This window comes from Shewanella dokdonensis (assembly GCF_018394335.1).
Taxonomy (GTDB): domain Bacteria; phylum Pseudomonadota; class Gammaproteobacteria; order Enterobacterales; family Shewanellaceae; genus Shewanella; species Shewanella dokdonensis.
This window is the reverse complement of the sequence record NZ_CP074572.1, coordinates 744,655-762,210: the sequence shown is the minus strand read 5'-3', so window position 1 is coordinate 762,210 and position 17,556 is coordinate 744,655. Positions and strand designations below refer to the sequence as shown.

At 49.7% G+C, this 17,556-nt stretch carries 10 protein-coding genes, 5 pseudogenes and 1 riboswitch; of the genes and pseudogenes, 10 read left to right on the top strand and 5 right to left on the bottom strand.

Annotation, left to right across the window (positions count from 1 at the left end):
• Nucleotides 1-122: 122 nt before the first annotated feature.
• A complete protein-coding gene (locus KHX94_RS03655; protein ID WP_213682405.1) occupies nucleotides 123-518 on the bottom strand; it encodes an H-NS histone family protein in 396 nt (131 codons plus the stop codon).
• A gap of 318 nt (nucleotides 519-836) precedes the next feature.
• Here KHX94_RS03655 and KHX94_RS03650 point away from each other — a divergent pair, with 318 nt between their 5' ends.
• The 3 genes from KHX94_RS03650 to KHX94_RS03640 all read left to right on the top strand — a co-directional run bounded on the left by KHX94_RS03650 (nucleotide 837) and on the right by KHX94_RS03640 (nucleotide 4,448).
• Nucleotides 837-1,586 carry an electron transfer flavoprotein subunit beta/FixA family protein gene (locus KHX94_RS03650; RefSeq protein ID WP_213682404.1) on the top strand — a complete coding sequence of 250 codons (750 nt, stop codon included), beginning with the start codon at nucleotides 837-839 and terminating at the stop codon, nucleotides 1,584-1,586.
• A 1-nt stretch (nucleotide 1,587) separates the two neighbouring features.
• Nucleotides 1,588-2,511, top strand: a complete 924-nt coding sequence (locus KHX94_RS03645) for an electron transfer flavoprotein subunit alpha/FixB family protein (RefSeq protein WP_213682403.1) — start codon at nucleotides 1,588-1,590, stop codon at nucleotides 2,509-2,511.
• Between the two features lie 82 nt (nucleotides 2,512-2,593).
• Nucleotides 2,594-2,790: riboswitch (Lysine riboswitch) on the top strand.
• Nucleotides 2,791-2,888: 98 nt separating this feature from the next.
• On the top strand, nucleotides 2,889-4,448 hold the full coding sequence (locus KHX94_RS03640) for a Na+/H+ antiporter NhaC family protein (protein WP_213682402.1): 1,560 nt from the start codon (nucleotides 2,889-2,891) through the stop codon (nucleotides 4,446-4,448).
• Between the two features lie 246 nt (nucleotides 4,449-4,694).
• Here the strand turns inward: KHX94_RS03640 and KHX94_RS03635 are convergent.
• Nucleotides 4,695-6,832: pseudogene (locus KHX94_RS03635) on the bottom strand (M3 family metallopeptidase).
• Between the two features lie 221 nt (nucleotides 6,833-7,053).
• Here KHX94_RS03635 and KHX94_RS03630 point away from each other — a divergent pair.
• On the top strand, nucleotides 7,054-7,632 hold the full coding sequence (locus KHX94_RS03630) for a thymidine kinase (RefSeq protein WP_213682401.1): 579 nt from the start codon (nucleotides 7,054-7,056) through the stop codon (nucleotides 7,630-7,632).
• 51 nt (nucleotides 7,633-7,683) lie between these two features.
• Here the strand turns inward: KHX94_RS03630 and KHX94_RS03625 are convergent, their stop codons facing one another.
• Nucleotides 7,684-8,793 (bottom strand): FUSC family protein, encoded by a 1,110-nt coding sequence (locus KHX94_RS03625; RefSeq protein WP_425314062.1) that lies wholly within the window; start codon nucleotides 8,791-8,793, stop codon nucleotides 7,684-7,686.
• A 236-nt stretch (nucleotides 8,794-9,029) separates the two neighbouring features.
• The gene (locus KHX94_RS03620) at nucleotides 9,030-10,430 is read right to left on the bottom strand and encodes a M20/M25/M40 family metallo-hydrolase (protein ID WP_213682399.1); all 1,401 of its coding nucleotides are present in this window, start codon (nucleotides 10,428-10,430) and stop codon (nucleotides 9,030-9,032) included.
• 135 nt (nucleotides 10,431-10,565) lie between these two features.
• Here KHX94_RS03620 and KHX94_RS03615 point away from each other — a divergent pair, with 135 nt between their 5' ends.
• Nucleotides 10,566-10,862 (top strand): ArsR/SmtB family transcription factor, encoded by a 297-nt coding sequence (locus KHX94_RS03615; RefSeq protein ID WP_133038617.1) that lies wholly within the window; start codon nucleotides 10,566-10,568, stop codon nucleotides 10,860-10,862.
• A 252-nt stretch (nucleotides 10,863-11,114) separates the two neighbouring features.
• On the opposite strand, the pseudogene rpsT reads toward KHX94_RS03615, so the two are convergent.
• Nucleotides 11,115-11,380 (bottom strand): annotated as a pseudogene (rpsT, locus tag KHX94_RS03610) (30S ribosomal protein S20).
• A gap of 270 nt (nucleotides 11,381-11,650) precedes the next feature.
• Here rpsT and KHX94_RS21690 point away from each other — a divergent pair.
• The 5 genes and pseudogenes from KHX94_RS21690 to lspA all read left to right on the top strand — a co-directional run bounded on the left by KHX94_RS21690 (nucleotide 11,651) and on the right by lspA (nucleotide 17,555).
• The gene (locus tag KHX94_RS21690) at nucleotides 11,651-12,013 is read left to right on the top strand and encodes a lipid II flippase MurJ (protein WP_425314061.1); all 363 of its coding nucleotides are present in this window, start codon (nucleotides 11,651-11,653) and stop codon (nucleotides 12,011-12,013) included.
• A pseudogene (gene murJ, locus KHX94_RS03605) lies at nucleotides 11,931-13,194 on the top strand (murein biosynthesis integral membrane protein MurJ). The gene KHX94_RS21690 and the pseudogene murJ overlap by 83 nt, the downstream one beginning before the upstream one ends.
• Before the next feature lie 58 nt (nucleotides 13,195-13,252).
• Nucleotides 13,253-14,187 (top strand): annotated as a pseudogene (gene ribF, locus KHX94_RS03600) (bifunctional riboflavin kinase/FAD synthetase).
• A 30-nt stretch (nucleotides 14,188-14,217) separates the two neighbouring features.
• Nucleotides 14,218-17,036, top strand: a pseudogene (ileS, locus tag KHX94_RS03595) (isoleucine--tRNA ligase).
• A gap of 9 nt (nucleotides 17,037-17,045) precedes the next feature.
• Complete coding sequence (lspA, locus tag KHX94_RS03590; protein WP_213682398.1) at nucleotides 17,046-17,555, top strand: signal peptidase II; 510 nt, start codon at nucleotides 17,046-17,048, stop codon at nucleotides 17,553-17,555.
• Nucleotide 17,556 lies beyond the last annotated feature (1 nt).

Below are 17,556 nucleotides of genomic sequence, written 5' to 3'. Positions count from 1 at the left end.
GCAGATAATGTGTAAACACCAATAGTGAATTGTAAGGCTTTTTAAAACGTATTGTTTCTTAAATATCAATGATGACAATAAAAAAGCCCCGTTACTTGGGGCTTTTAAAATCAATTGACCGTTTAGTCAATCAGGAAATCATCCATGGAGCGGCCATTGTCCACTTCATTTTTGAAAACAGTAGGCATACGTCCCTGACCTGTCCAGGTAACGGTTTCGCCATCGATTTCAATCTTATATTTAGGAGGACGTGGCGCGCGTTTTTTAACCGGTTTTGCCGCGGCAACAACACCCAGATCTTCAACAGAAAGCCCTACGGATTCCATTTGTTGCCGGATCTCTTCAATTTTTGCCAGACGATCAGCTTGTGCTTTGGCTTCTTCGGCGGCTTCTTCTTCACGTTCAGTCACAATCTTTTCCAGCTTATTTGCCAGATCACGTAGTTCTTCTACGCTCAGATCTTTGACAGCAGCTTTAAAGCGGCGGGCGTGAGTCAATATTTCAAGAAATTCGCTCATAATTATTTTGATTCCACTCTATATAGAACTTGGGATTAATATGACATCACGACGAATAATAGAAACATTATTAAAATGGATCAAATGAATTTCAGTTCATTCGCCATTTTTTTTAATTTCCAATATAGCTAAATCAATATTTAGGTCATTTACTCGAAATAATTAAGGCAATAAAGCATAGATTATTGTCTAAACACTTGTTTAAATTGATTGACGTGAACGTAAACGTAGCTTAGAGTTGGCTGCAGCTAGGAGCCATCTTTTAAGGTGGCTCTGTTCCTATCAGAAATCTGTTACGAGTGCAGCAAAGGAAGTCCTATGAAAGTCATGGTACCCGTAAAAAGGGTGGTGGATGCCAATGTTAAAATTCGCGTGAATGCGGAACATACAGCAGTTGACACCGCAAATCTGAAAATGGCCCTGAATCCCTTCTGTGAAATTGCCGTGGAGGAAGCTGTCCGACTGAAAGAAGCTGGCACAGCGGATGAAGTCGTGGTGGTGAGTATCGGGCCAAAAGTCGCGCAGGAACAACTGCGGACCGCCATGGCTCTGGGGGCTGATCGCGCCATTCTGGTGGAAACAGATGAGCCTCTAGTCCCTTTATCTGTTGCCAAAATATTGCTGGCCTTGCAGGCACGTGAACAAGCGGACCTGATCCTGATGGGTAAGCAGTCGATTGATGGTGATAACAACCAAACCGGGCAGATGTTGGCGGCATTAGCCGACCTACCACAAGCCACGTTTGCATCTGCCATCCACATTGCCGATGGACAATTGACCGTTAAGCGCGAAGTGGATGGTGGCGTACAGCAACTGCAATTACCTTTACCTGCGGTGGTAACCGCCGATTTGCGGCTCAATGAGCCGCGTTATGCATCGCTGCCGAACATCATGAAGGCAAAACGTAAACCGCTGGATACGCTGACGCTCACTGAACTTGGCGTGACCTTGAAATCGCATCAGCAGGTAGTGGCTGTTACGCCGCCAGCGCAACGTCAGGCAGGCGTGATGCTAGATTCGGTTGAAGCGCTGGTTGATAAATTGAAGAACGAAGCAAAGGTGATCTGACATGACAGTATTAGTAATTGCCGAACATGACAATGTCAGTGTTAAATCTGAAACCGCGAAAGTCATCGCCGCGGCGGCGAGTCTGGCGGGTGATATAGATGTGCTGGTTGCTGGTAGTGGTTGCGCGACCGTGGCCGATGCAGTGGCAAAACTACAAGGGGTCAGCCGTGTCCTGCTGGCGGATAACCCCGCCTATAAAGCCCAACTTGCTGATAATCTTGCCAAGCTGGTGGTCGCGCAGGCATCTGGTCACAGCCATATTCTGGCGGCGGCGACCTCGACAGGGAAAGATTTACTCCCACGCGTGGCCGCTTTATTGGATGTGGCTATGGTATCGGAAGTGGTCAACATTCTGGATGCGGAGACTTTTGTTCACCCGATTTATGCGGGTAATGCCTTAGAAACGGTCAAGAGTCTGGACGCGGTGAAAGTCGCCACGATACGCGCCAGTGCTTTTGCTGCCGTACCGACCACTGGCGATGCGGCAATAGTGGCTGTTGATGCCGTGATACCATCAGTATGCCATGAGTTGTCACATACGGCGGTGGCATCTGCACGCCCCGAGTTGGTTAATGCCCGCGTTGTTGTGGCTGGTGGCCGGGCTCTAGGCAGCGCTGAGAATTTTGTCATGCTAGAAACGTTGGCAGACAAACTCGGTGGCGCTGTTGGTGCTTCCCGTGCGGCTGTTGATGCCGGTTACATCAGCAATGATCTACAGGTCGGACAGACTGGCAAAATTGTTGCCCCCGAACTCTACATTGCTGTGGGAATTTCCGGGGCTATTCAGCATCTAGCAGGAATGAAAGACGCAAAAGTGATTGTGGCGATTAACAAAGATCCTCAGGCACCGATTTTTCAAGTGGCAGATTATGGCTTGGAAGCCGATCTGTTTGAGGCATTACCCAAACTGGTAGAGTTGATTTAATTTAGCTTCTGCGTCAGGATAGGCAGCTATGGGCAGCACCATTGCTGCCTTTTTTGTTTTCTGCCTCGCGCCAAACGGCGTTCTGAGAAGTAGAGGCGCATCTGATATGAGTAGCGGCAAGCAGGGTGATACCGTTTGATGTGTCGTGAAAGGATCCGATGCCGAAACAACTGGAACCATCAATTCCGTTGTTGGGGCTGTGCCCGAATAGGGACAGCACTGCCATGGTGGGCTAAACATAAATAGCCGAATTAACTGCCGTGGAGCGCTACTGAAAAGAAGTCGGTCTGTGATGATCGGCCAGGCACACTGGGCGATACTGCCTATTGTGTGCCTTTTTGTGCCTCCCGCCGGTCACATAAGAACATATTAAAACAATGACAATACTCAGTTATGCCGATTCGGCACTTTCGTTATTGCCGCCTGTGGTGGCTATTCTGTTGGCGATCCTCACCCGTAAAGTGCTGCTATCGCTCGGTATTGGTATTCTTATCGGTACTTTATTGCTGAATCAGTGGTCTATTAATGATTCCGCTGTCTATCTTGCTGACAAGGTCTCAGGTCTATTCTGGAGCGATGGCGCGCCAAATAGTTGGAACTTATATATCTTAGGATTTCTGCTGTTGCTGGGCATGATTACCGCCCTGATAACGGTCAGTGGTTCTGCTCGCGCCTTTGCTAACTGGGCCAAACAACATATCCGTAAACGCAGGGATGCCAAGCTTCTGACCATGTTTCTTGGCTGTGTGGTGTTTATTGATGACTATTTTAATAGTTTGGTGGTGGGCAGTATCTGCAAACCTTTGACTGATCGTTATTACATCTCGCGAGCCAAGCTTGCTTATCTGCTGGATTCTACGGCAGCGCCAGTGTGTGTGATTTCGCCTGTATCGAGTTGGGGCGCTTATATTATCGCCTTGATTGGCGGCATTCTGGCAACGCATGGCATGGCTTCGACCGGACATCTCACCGCGTTTGTCGAGATGATCCCGATGAATTTTTATCCTTTATTTGCGTTATTGTTGTTGCTGTTTGTGGCGCTGTTTGAATTGGATGTCGGCCCCATGCGCCGCCACGAACTCAATGCTCGCAAAGGGCAACTGTATGATGACAGTAAGGGCGTGCCACCAGGTGCCACCGCTGAGCTGGAAGAAGCAGACAGTGGCAAAGTGGGTGGTTTGTTTATCCCTATTTCAGTGCTGGTTATTGCCACTTTATATTTTATGGTACGCAGTGGTACTGATGTTTTGCTCAGTGAAGGTAAAGCATTTTCGATCATTGGGGCTTTTGAAAAAACCGATGTCAGTGCATCGTTGTTCTTTGGGGCGCTGTTGGGATTGGGCACCACGTTACTGCTAGCGTTGCGGCAGAAGTTGCCGCTGAAGGATATCGCAATTGGGCTGTTTGTCGGTGCTAAATCCATGTTGCCAGCCATTTATATCTTGATGTTTGCCTGGACAATTTCAGGGATCATTGGGCAACTGGAGACGGGTAAATTTATGGCGAGTCTGGCAAGCGGTAATATCCCGTTTGCGTTGTTGCCAGCGGTGTTATTTATCTTGGCTGGTCTGACGGCGTTTTCCACCGGTACTAGTTGGGGAACCTTTGGCATTATGCTGCCCATTGCTGCCGATATGGCGATGGGAAGCCATCAAGGCATGATGTTGCCGATGATGGCGGCGGTATTATCCGGTTCGGTTTTTGGCGACCATTGCTCGCCGATTTCAGACACGACCATCTTGTCGTCTACCGGAGCCAGTTGCCATCATATCGACCATGTGACCACGCAGTTGCCCTATGCGTTGCTAGTTGCCTTTATTTCACTTGGTGGTTATCTGGTGATGGGATATACCGAGTCGGTCACCTTGGGGCTGCTGTGTTGTTTGCTGTTGTTTGTGGTCGGGCTGTTTTGGTTAAGAAGGCGCGCAGACAGTTAGTTTGAGGCAGTAAAAAGTGCGGCTGCGGCTGTCATGCCGAGCAGTTAAGCACAGTTGACTGTTTCTTTAAAAAACGCCAAATCCGCTATTAATTTATGTGATAGCGGATTTTTTATGACCGCTCCCAAGCCCTCAATATTATTCAAAAACCAAGACCGCAGAAATACACTAAAAGAAAATGCCGCTCACTTTAAGTGAACGGCATTTCGGCGGATGTCGCGTTTGTTATGCGCCAGCGCTGATTGGTTACATCAAGCCGCGGCGTTTTAGCAGACCATCGGTTGTTGGCTGCTGGCCACGGAAGTTCTCATAGGCTTCCATCGGGGGCACACTATTGCCAACTTCGCGGATTGCTTTACGGAATTTCATGCCAATCTCGCGGTTAAGTCCGCCTTGTGTTTGTACATAGGCAAAAGCGTCCGCTGCCAGAATTTCACTCCACATGTAGGCATAATAGCTAGCGCTATAACCACCTGGAAATGCGTGGGCAAAATAGCTGGAACGATAACGTGGGGGCACCGCCGCCAGGTTCACGCCATGCTTGGCCAATGCCTGAGCCTCAAACTGCTCAACGTTTTGCAGGGGGCGTCAGCGCTCAGGCTATGCCATTCCAAATCCAATAATGCCGCTGACATATATTCCAGCGTATCAAAGCCCATGTTGAAGCTACGGGAGCGCAACAGTTTATCCAACATATCTGCCGGCAGTGGTTCGCCCGTTTGATAATGCTTGGCGTAATTGGCTAATACTTTGGGATGTCCGGCCCAGTCTTCTTCAAAGGTCGATGGAAACTCAACAAAATCCCGTGATACCGAGGTTCCTGAGAGACTTGGATACTTGACCTTGGAAAACATGCCGTGTGTGCCATGTCCCAGTTCATGGAACATAGTGGTGACTTGGTCATAGCTGACGAAGGTGGGTTCGCCATCTGGAGCCTTCTGGATATTCATCACATTGACCACCACGGGTTTTTGTTCCAGCAGGCCGCTTTGGCGTACGAAGGAACTCATCCAGGCTCCACCTCGTTTACCTTCGCGGGCAAAATAATCGCCGTAGAAGATCGCCAGACTACTACCATCGGCGTCAAACACTTCCCAGGCTTTAACATCTGGATGATAGACCGGCAGATCTGGCCGCGGCTTAAAGGTAACACCATAGAGCTGATTCAAGGTGTAGAACACGCCATCTTGCAACACTCGGTTGAACTCAAAATAGGGCTTGAGGCTGTTTTCATCCAGATCATATTGTTGCTGACGTACCTTTTCGGCGTAGTAAGCCCAATCCCAAGGTTGTAGTGTAAAATCGCCGCCGGTTTTGCTAATCATCGCCTGGATGGCTTCGGCTTCTTTTTGGGTATTGGCCACTACGGCAGGCACCATGGAGCCGAACATATCAAACACCGCTTGTGGGGTTTTCGCCATCTGCGGCGCTAAACGGTAGCTGGCCCAGTTATCAAAACCGAGCAGTTTGGCTTTTTCGGCTCTTAACTGCGCTAAGCGTGCCACCAGTGATACTGTTTCGTCTTCGCCACTTAAACCACGGTTAGCTGATGCTTGCCAGATCTGCTGGCGTAATTCACGGTGGTGCAGTTGCGCCAGTATTGGTTGCCGAGTGGTGTTGGTGATGCTCAGCAGGTATTTGCCATCATGTCCGGCGTCTTTGGCCGCTTGGGCGGCACTGCGAATGGCAGAATCTGACAGACCTTCGAGTTGTGCCACATCAGCAACAATCACCGCGCTGGCTTTGGTGAGTTTCAGCAGGCGTTGCTGAAATTCGTTGGTCAGCTTTGATTGTTCTTCGTTAAGGGCGCGGATTTGGGCTTTTTGGGCTTCATCAAGTTGGGCACCAGCAAGTACAAAACCTTGGTGATAGACTTCAATCAGCCGCATCTGTTCGGCATTCAGCCCTAACTGTTGGCGCTGCTGATATAAAGTGTCGATACGTGCAAACAACTGCGGATTCAGATTGATATTGTCTGTATGCGCTGCCATTTTCGGTGCCATTTCGCTTTGAATACGGCGGATCTCTGGATTGCTGTTGGAACTGCTTAAGTTGTAAAACACCGCCGATGCACGGTTGAGTAGCGCCCCAGATTGTTCCAGCGCGATAATGGTGTTTTCAAATGTGGGGGCTGCCGATTGGGTGGCAATAGCTTGAACTTCTTGATCGTGGGCCAAAATGCCCGCTTCTAATGCGGGTTGGAAATGTTCGGTGCGGATCTGCTTGAAATCCGGTGCTTGATATTGCAGTTGGCTGGCGTTTAACAGCGGATTTTGCTGCTCAGTGGCTGCCGCAACGGTTGCTGCTGGCAGTGTATCGGCTCCGCTACATCCCGTTAGTAACAGGGCTTGCCCTAAGGCGATTGCTATAAGCGTCTTGCGCATCTTGGTTTCCGTTGTTGAGTGCAGGTGACGCAGCACGCTAACAACGACGACTTAAGCCAAACTGAAACCGCTTCATGCTAACAGGTGAAAGCTGTGTAAAATTGTAACAAATTGATTGCATTAGCTTAGTGAGCGTATTTCAGTATGCGCTTTACGCCCACTGATTTTTGTCAGTAAACGCGCTAAGATAGCGGCTATTCACAACTGCGGGAGCGCCAGTTTTGGCTCAGCTTTACTTTTATTATTCGGCGATGAATGCCGGGAAATCTACCTCGTTACTACAATCCTCCTATAACTACCGGGAACGCGGCATGAATACGCTGGTGATGACACCAGCAATCGATAATCGTTTTGGTGTCGGTAAAGTGGCTTCCCGCATCGGTTTAGAAAGCGAAGCGCTGATATTTCATAGTGATGATGATCTGGTGCAGATTATTAGTCATGCCCACCAACAGCAGTTTTTACATTGTGTATTGGTGGATGAATCGCAATTTTTGAGTAAAGAGCAGGTTAAGCAGCTCGCCTACGTAGTGGATAAGCTGGATATCCCGGTGTTGTGTTATGGGCTGCGTACCGACTTTCAAGGCGAGTTATTCAGTGGTAGCCAGTATCTGTTGGCCTGGGCGGATAAACTGGTTGAGCTGAAAACCATCTGTTTTTGTGGCCGTAAAGCCAATATGGTGATCCGCCGTGACAGTGAAGGTAAGCCGGTACGAGAAGGGGCGCAGGTGGCTATTGGCGGCAATGAAAGCTACGAATCTGTGTGCCGAAAGCACTTTCGCGAACTGATCTGGGACTGAGATCCAACGCCAGACAAGTCGCAATTTGCGCAGCTTGTCTGGTGCTATTCACTATTCGACCATCGCCTTGTTCAGCAACTGTTGCCGATCGTAAGCCTGTTCCAGTTTGTCCAGTTCCTGATTAATTGCCAGCAGTGCCAACGCCAGTTGATAGATCAGCCAGCCATAGCCGTTTTGCGCAAAATGTTGATAGGCCGTCTGTTGCTTGTCAGCTGCCAACAACTGCTGCTCAGATAATAATTGCTGTTGCAGTTGTTGTTCGAGTTCCGGCGGCAACTGCGGGCGTTGATGACGCTTGCTATTTACATAATCTGCCAGCGCGGCGAAGTCTTGCTGTAAGTGTTGCGCTACTTGTTTAATGCGGCTGTAGGCGGCGTTTTCTTCTTCCTGCCAGTGTGTCATCAGCAGCAGTTCCAGCAGCGTGATAACTCTTACCTGTTCATTGGCCAGTTCCGCTAGGATCTGCGGATGTTTCTTGAGTGTCTGGCTTTCCCATTCCAGTGAGAAAAACAACTTCTTTTGTGCCAATACCGCTTTCATGGCGTTTTCCAGCTTGGTGCGTTCGGCTGGAAGTTCAACATTGGCGTTGGTTTGTAGATGATTAGCGAGAACTTCGGCCATCAGCGAAAAGGATTTGCCCAGTTGTGCCCGCCAGTCCTGTTTGGCTTTAATCGGCAGCACAAAGAGTGATACCAACACGGCAATCAGGCAACCAATGAGAATATTGGCACTGCGCCATAGTGCCTCTGAGGTGTCATGGTTGGCATCGCCGATCACGATGATCATGGTAAAGCCGGTCACCAGATACGCATAACTGTAGCGCCCGGCGTTCAGCAGGACGACCACACAGACGCCAAGGATCAACAACCCCATCAAGCTCCAGTAGCTGTCCATGGCGATCACTAGAAAGACCCCATATGCCGAGCCAATCAGCGTTCCTATGGCGCGTTGTAACGACTTTTCAATCGCCCCGCCCACCTGTGGCAGACCCATCATAATGATCACTATGGTGACCATTGCCCAGATAAAGTGGGGAACTGGCCATAGCCAGTTGAACAGCGCCACAATCAATAAGGCTAAGGCAATCTTCAGCGTATGGATGCTACGGGCATTGCGGTAAATGAAACTGGCAAAACCACTGGGTTTGTCGAATATGGGGATCATTGAGTCTGATTTGAAACTTTTGTAACTAAGGTGAATTATCACAGAAAAGCGGTTTTTCTCGCTACCCCCAGTTTGAAAAACTGAAAAATGCGACGCCGATAAGGAGTTTACACTATCAATGGTGATAAACATCACAAAAATAAAGCCAACAGCTTAATTTTGGGGGAGCCCGCTAACCAAGGCAAGCGTTAGGAACACAGGAGCTGCCGTGAGTGGCGCTCCTGTGCTGAACATTACTTTTTAGGTAACGGCCGCAGTGGCAAAGTGGATTGTGCCATCTGGTAAGCAAATACCGCATAAACTGCAACGTTCTGTGCCAGCGCCTCGGGATCTATCTTATCCAGTGTGTCATTTGGGGTGTGGTGGTAGTCAAAATAGTCATTGCCATCTTGGCGTAGTGAGGCAACCGGTACTCCGACGCCTGGCAGCAGCGAGACTTCTGAGCCTCCACGGGCATTGTTATCCCCCAACTCCACATTCATGGCCGTCAGCCCAGATAAGCTTTGCCAAACCGCCGCCAGCGCGGCGGGATTAACCCGAACATCGGCCCGGTAGATACGCCCCGCGCCAAAGTCTGACTCTGCCGCAATATAGTGGTTCGCCATATCGCTGGCATGCTGTGCCACATAGGCTTTCCCACCCAAGAGACCAATCTCTTCGGCGGCGAACAGTACCACCCGAATTGTGCGCGCCGGGCGCTGTGGTAACTCCGCAACCATTTTGGCTGCGGCAGTGACGATAGCCACTCCGGCTGCATCGTCTATTGCGCCAGTTCCTTCATCCCAAGAATCCAGATGAGCACCGAGCAAGACAATTTCATCAGGCTTGCTGCTACCGGTAAACTCTCCAATCACGTTGTAAGTCGTGGTGTTGCCAAGCTCCTTGGGCGACATGTTTAGTGACAGGGTAACTTCTTGGCCCCGGCTTAATATGGCATCTAACTGATTGGCGTCGGGATTGGTCAGGGCCGCAGCGGGAATGCGGGGAACATCTTGCTGATAATGCATCAGACCAGTGTGCGCCATTCGATCATGATCTGTACCAATAGAACGGATAAGCACGGCCACGGCACCTTTGCGGGCGGCTTCTACGGCACCGTTGACTCTGCCACCAACACTTTTGCCGTAACCACTACCGTTTTGATGCCGTTCAGTTTTTTGATCGATAAACACGATCTTGCCTTGAACTGTAGCGGCATCGGCATTTATCAGTGCAGCTAGATTGTCAAAGCGTACCACTTTAGCTTGTAATCCGCTTGCCGGCGTGGCAACACTGCCACCCAGTGCCGAGATCACTAGCTGCTGTGGGAAAGGGGATATCACACTGGCACTTGCTGTGCCGCGTTGCCACACGGGCACGGTTACGGGTTCTCGGTAAACTTTATCAAATCCTAATGATTTCAGTTTGGCTTCTGCCCAATCGACGGCTACTACATTTTCTGCGCTACCAGCAAGTCTGGGGCCGACTTCCACTGTCAGTGACTCGGCAATTTTATAGGCCAAATCAGATTTCAGGGCGCTGTTCTGTAATTTGCCGACAACTGTTTGATTTGTATGCTCTGTTGCGCTGGTTAAAGGTGCTAAAAGAGTGCTTAATAGCAGTGTGCTACAGAGTAGTAGGGTAGGTCTTTTCATCACTTTCCTTCTTTTTTATAACGTGTGTCCCATTTTTTAAAACAATCTAACAAAAAATGTGCTTTGCGTCCCGACTATGTGCCTTAGCCGCGGCTATATTAGTGTCGGAATTTATTAAAGGAGAGTGGGCTCGTTATGAATATAGAATTAATGCAACAGCGAGCAGACCAAGCGGTCGTATTGCTGAAGGCTTTAGCCAACGAGAGACGGTTATTTATTTTGTGTTATCTCTTGAATGAGGGAGAAATGTGCGTTGGCGACATGAATAAAAAACTCGGTTTGAGTCAATCGGCTTTGTCTCAGCATCTGGCTTGGCTGCGTAAAGATAATTTGGTAGCGACCCGTAAAGAAGCTCAGACCGTTTATTACTCCCTGAAAAGTGACGAAGTCAAAGAGATGATCCGCTTGATCGACAATATTTATTGTCATTAATACGGATTAACTTCAGATGTGATGCGGATTTTTGGCTGGTAGTTGGCCGTTGGCCCAACACGTATATTACGCTTGAGCGATGTAGCAGCAAAATAACCAGCCAAACGCTGCGAGTTTTCCCCTTGTTGCCTGCTATGCGGGTGCCACACTCTCCCTGCCTGCAGCAAACATATCCCTGACGCCATTCTTCCTTTCGAAATAAACTGCAGACAATAAAAAACCGGCTTGCGCCGGTTTTTTCATAAGGGCTGATTAAGCCGCCAGCGCTTTGATGCGGGCGTTCAGACGAGCCTTATGACGAGCAGCTTTATTCTTGTGGATCAGGCCTTTGGTTGCCATACGATCAAGAATTGGCTGCGCTGTAGCAAATGCTTCAACAGCGGCTTTATAGTCACCAGCGCGGATAGCGGCGATAACTTTTTAACATAAGTGCGCATCATAGAACGACGGCTGGCATTGTGTTGACGGCGCTTTTCAGACTGAAGCGCGCGTTTCTTTGCAGTCTTGCTGTTAGCCAAGGTGCAACTCCTAAAAACTGGGAATTATGACTTTTAAAGGCCGAGGAGGATGCCCGTTTTTCACCTTTTTGTCAATGACAATGATGGAATATCCGCCACAAAAGCAAATATTTCCTAGGCGATTTGGCTTTCCTCAACCCAACTCGTGTAAGATGGGGCGCATTCTAACAGCAATTGCCGCCATGTGACAGGGTCCTGATGGAAAATTTGAGAGAGCCCCAGTTTGCCAGTCAGTGGCCTTCCGGGGATGTCTGATTGAGCAAAAAATTGGTGCGTTCGGGTCTAATTGTCAGTGTGATGACCCTGATTTCGCGTATTCTGGGATTAGTCCGGGATGTTGTCGTTGCCAACCTGATGGGCGCTGGCGTTAGCGCAGATGTTTTCTTCTTTGCCAATAAAATTCCTAATTTCCTGAGGCGTCTGTTTGCTGAGGGGGCGTTTGCTCAGGCATTTGTACCGGTATTGACTGAATATCAGGAAACTAAATCTGATGAAGCGGTGCGGCAGCTACTGGCAAAAGTGGCTGGAACTTTGGGGGCTGGTCACCGTAGTGACCTTTATTGGGATCTTGGCCTCTCCGGTACTGACGGCGTTATTTGGCGCGGGCTGGTTTGTTGCTTGGCTGAATCATGAACCCGATGGCACTAAGTTTGAATTGGCATCTTTGATGCTGAAAATTACGTTTCCCTACCTGTGGTTTATTACCTTTACGGCCTTATCCGGCTCAATTTTGAATACTCGCGGCCGCTTTGCGGTGTCAGCATTTACCCCGGTATTTTTGAATGTGGCGATTATCGCGGCGGCTATCTGGCTCAGCCCGCAGTTGCAACGGCCTGAGATTGGTCTGGCGTGGGGGTCTTTGCCGGTGGGGTTATTCAGTTTTTGTTCCAGATCCCGTTTCTGTGGCGTGAACGCGCGCTGGTGAAACCCTCTTGGGGGTGGCATGAGCCGGGGGTGGTGAAGATCCGCAAACTGATGCTGCCCGCATTGTTTGGCGTGTCGGTTTCGCAGATAAACCTGTTACTGGATACCTTTATAGCTAGCTTTTTGATGACAGGTTCTATCAGCTGGCTGTATTACTCGGATCGTTTGTTGGAGTTTCCGCTGGGGCTGTTCGGCATCGCCATTGCTACTGTCATCCTGCCAACATTGTCGCGTAAGCATATTAATGCTGAAGGTTCGGAGTTTGGGCAGACAATGGATTGGGGGTTCGCGCTATTATTTTGCTGGGGGCTCCCGCCATGGCAGGCTTGATTGTCCTCGCTAAACCCATGTTAATGGTGCTGTTTATGCGCGGCGCTTTTGATTTGCAAGATGTGAATATGGCGTCGGCATCGCTTATCGCTTATGGTTCTGGTCTGCTGAGTTTTATGCTGATAAAGGTACTGGCCCCCGGTTATTATGCGCGTCAGGACACCAAAACTCCGGTGAAAATTGGCATTATCGCCATGCTGAGCAACATGGTATTTAACATCATTTTGGCTGTTCCATTCAGTTATGTCGGGCTTGCCATCGCCACCTCTATGTCGGCGCTGCTCAATGCCAGTCTGCTGTATCGTGGTTTACACCGTGCGGGTGTCTACCGTGTCAGTGGTAATACGCTGATCTTTATCGGCAAGGTACTGTTCGCAGTGGCTTTGATGGTGCTGCTGTTATTGTGGCTGTCACCCACGATAAACGACTGGCTGAACTGGTCGATTCACCAACGGATCTGGCATCTGTTACAACTGGTATTAGCTGGTGCTGGATTGTATCTGCTCGTAATATTGCTACTCGGTGGCCGAGTGTGGCGTAAACCGGCGGTCAAGGGCTGATTATATGTGGCAGCTGGTATATAATCCGCCAATTTCCCAGTGTGCAGTTGTTTGATTCATGGAACTGATTCGCGGAATACATAATATTCAAACCCGCCATCGAGGTTGTGTGCTAACCATCGGCAACTTTGATGGGGTACATCGTGGACATGCCGAGGTCATTACCAATCTGGTCAAAAAGCCAGACAGTTAGGGCTGCCAGCGACATTAATGACGTTTGAGCCACAGCCACAAGAGCTGTTTGCTGGTCAGAATGCGCCAGCAAGGATCAGTTTGCTACGCGATAAGATAGCCTTGCTGTCTGAGCTTGGGGTTGACCGCTTGTTATGTGTGCGTTTTGACAAAAAGTTTGCCCAGTTACCCCCAGAGCAGTTTATTGAGTCACTGTTGGTGGAACGGCTCGGAGTACGTTATCTCGTGGTGGGCGATGATTTCCGCTTTGGTCAACAACGCCGTGGTAATTTTGAAATGCTGCAACAGGCGGGGGAGCAACACGGTTTTGCTGTGGTTAATACCACCAGCTTTTTGGTCGGAGACCAACGCGTTAGCTCTACTATGGTGCGTGAGGCGCTGGCGAAAGGTAACTTAGAACTGACGCGGCGTCTGCTGGGGCATCCATTTACGCTCTCTGGCCGAGTGGTTCACGGTCAACAGCTAGGGCGCACCTTGGGATTCCCTACCGCCAATATTGCGTTAAAACGGCAAGTCGTGCCGGTACGTGGGGTTTTTGCCGTCAGGCTACGTTGGCCTGGCAGTGAAGCATTTAACGGCGTGGCGAATGTTGGCTTTCGTCCAACGGTGAAAGGCCAGAATTGTCTGCTGGAAGTCAATTTATTTGATTTCTCTGGCGATCTTTATGGGCAGCGTGTAGAAGTGGAGCTAGTGGCGAAAATTCGTGACGAAAAGCCATTTAACTCACTGGATGCACTGCAAAAACAGATAATGAATGATGCTGACGAGGCTAAGGCGTTACTCAGCAATGATGCGGGCTGAGTCATCAGCCAACTATATGGTAAAGGATCAATGAGCGACTATAAATCAACTTTGAATCTGCCGGAAACTGAGTTTCCGATGCGTGGAAACCTGGCAAATCGGGAACCCGAGATGCTGCAACGCTGGAACGACGACCAGTTGTATCAGCAGATCCGCAACAGCCGTAGTGGCCGTGACATGTTTATTCTGCACGATGGCCCTCCATACGCGAACGGTGAAATTCATATTGGTCACTCACTGAATAAAATTATTAAAGACATCATTGTAAAATCTAAGACCATGTCTGGCTTTGATGCACCCTACGTTCCAGGGTGGGACTGCCATGGTCTGCCGATTGAGCTGAAAGTTGAACAGAAAGTCGGTAAACCTGGACAAAAGATTTCCGCTGCTGAATTTCGTGAGCATTGTCGAAAGTATGCGATGAGCCAAGTCGAGATCCAGCGTGAAGGGTTTATTCGTTTAGGTGTCTTAGGGGATTGGTACAATCCTTACCTCACCATGAACTTTGATACGGAAGCCAACATCGTCCGTTCGCTGGCCAAAGTCATCAGCAATGGTCATCTGCAAAAAGGCGTAAAACCCGTGCACTGGTGTACCGATTGTGGCTCGGCATTGGCTGAAGCGGAAGTGGAATACGAAGACCGTACGTCACCTGCCATTGATGTGGCGTTTGTTGCTGCTGAACCGGAAAAATTGCCGTTGCCTTTGGTGTCGGCGCTGTAACCGCGCCTGCCATGGTGATCTGGACCACGACACCTTGGACCATGCCGGCTAACCGCGCCTTGTGTGTCAGCCCAGAGCTGGATTATGTGCTGGTGGAAGCTGAACTAGAACAAGGCAAGAGAACGCTGGTACTGGCTGAAGCGTTGTATGAAGAGTGTCTACAACGTTATGGTGCCACAGCCACCCAAGTACTGGGACGTTGCAAAGGTGAGGCGCTAGAGCTGATCCGCTTCCAGCATCCGTTTTATGATTTTACCGTGCCAGTGGTACTGGGTGACCACGTTACTACTGATTCGGGTACTGGTATCGTTCACACCGCGCCTGGGCACGGCCAGGACGACTTTGTGGTGGGTCAAAAATATGGTTTGGAAGTCGCCAATCCGGTAGGTGATAACGGCGTCTATAAAGATGACACCCCGTTGTTTGCCGGCAAGCATGTGTTCAAAGCCAATGATGACGTGGTTGCTGTATTGAAGGAACGCGGCGCGTTGCTGCATTATCAGGCCTATCGTCACAGCTATCCGCATTGCTGGCGCCACAAGACGCCGATTATTTTTCGTGCCACACCGCAATGGTTTATCTCTATGGATAACAAAGGGTTGCGTCGTGATGCGTTGAAGGAAATCGAACAGACGCAATGGATCCCTGACTGGGGTGAAGGGCGTATTGAAAAAATGGTCGCTAACCGCCCTGACTGGTGTATTTCCCGCCAGCGTACTTGGGGCGTGCCGATCACCTTGTTTGTCCATAAAGATACCGATGAATTGCATCCAGACAGCGTCGCGCTGATGGAAAAAGTAGCTGAACGTATTGAGCAGCAGGGCATTCAGGCGTGGTGGGATTTAGATATCGAAGAGTTGCTGGGGAGCGATGCTGCCAACTATCGCAAAGTCACTGATACGTTAGATGTGTGGTATGACTCAGGCTCAACTTTCGCTACCGTTGTTGCTACTCGTCCAGAGTTTCGTGGTCAGAGTGCAGATCTCTACATGGAAGGCTCCGATCAACACCGTGGCTGGTTTATGTCGTCGCTGATGCTGTCTACTGCCATGAATGGCAAAGCGCCTTACAAGCAGGTATTGACCCATGGCTTTACCGTGGATGCCAAAGGTCGCAAGATGTCCAAGTCCCTTGGTAACGTGATCCCTCCGCAACAGGTGATCAATAAGCTAGGTGCTGACATTCTGCGTTTGTGGGTGGCGTCGACCGATTACAGCGGTGAAATGACCGTGTCCGAGGAAGTGTTTAAACGTAGTTCGGATGCTTATCGCCGTATCCGTAATACCGCCCGTTTCCTGTTGGCGAATTTGAATGGTTTCAACCCAGAAACGGATACCATCGCCATTGAACAGATGGTGGCATTGGATCGCTGGGTGGTGCGCCGTGCCGCCGCGTTGCAGCAGGAGTTACTGGAAGCCTACAACAGTTATAGCTTCCATATCGTAGTGCAGAAGCTGATGCAGTTCTGTTCCGTGGAATTGGGTAGTTTCTATCTGGATATCATCAAGGACCGTCAGTACACCGCGAAAAGTGATGGTCATGCCCGCCGTAGCTGCCAGTCAGCACTGTTCCTGATTGCTGAAGCCATGGTGCGCTGGATTGCGCCAATTCTGAGCTTTACTGCTGATGAAATCTGGCAGTTAATGCCGGGTAAACGTGACACTTATGTGTTTACCCAAGAATGGTATGACGGGCTACAGTCTGTCACTGTGGAACATGATCTCAGCGACAGCTACTGGCAACAATTGCTGCAAGTCCGTGATGAAGTCAACAAAGCCTTGGAGCAGGGGCGCCGCGATCAACTGATTGGCGGGGCTTTAGAAGCCGAAGTCACTCTTTATGCTGATGCTGCGCTGGCCGATGCACTGGCAAAAATTGGCGATGAGTTGCGTTTTGTACTGTTAACGTCGAAAGCCACAGTGCAACCACTGGCGCAAGCACCTAGCAACGCGACAGAAACCGAGTTGCCCGCACTGAAACTGCAAATCAGCAAGGCAACTGCTGAAAAATGTGAACGTTGCTGGCATCACCGTGATGATGTTGGCGTTAATCCAGCACACCCGCATCTGTGTGGTCGTTGTGTTACTAACATCGAAGGGGATGGCGAGCAGCGTCTGTTCGCTTAAGGTGCGCCTATGCCTGCTAACTGGAAACAGAGCGGCCTGCGCTGGTATTGGATAGTGGTGTTGGCGTTTTTGGCCGACCAGCTATCCAAACAGTGGATCCTGGCCAATTTTGATTTGTATGAATCGGTAAAACTGTTGCCGATTTTCAATTTGACCTATGTGCGTAACTATGGCGCTGCGTTCAGCTTTTTACATGATGCCGGAGGCTGGCAGCGCTGGATGTTTACCGTGGTAGCCGTTGGCTTCAGCGTGGTGTTAACCCTCTGGTTGCGGCGCTTACCGGCAGAGAAACGGCTGTTGTCGGTGGCTTATACCTTGGTGATTGGTGGCGCACTAGGCAATCTGGTGGATCGTCTGGTGCATGGCTTTGTGGTGGATTTTCTGGATTTTTACTGGAACAGCAGCCACTATCCAGCATTCAATATCGCCGATTCCGCTATTTGTGTCGGAGCTTTCCTGATTGTGTGGGAAGCCTTTTTTGGTGATAAGGCCGAACAACCAGCCAAGCGTAAGGAATGAC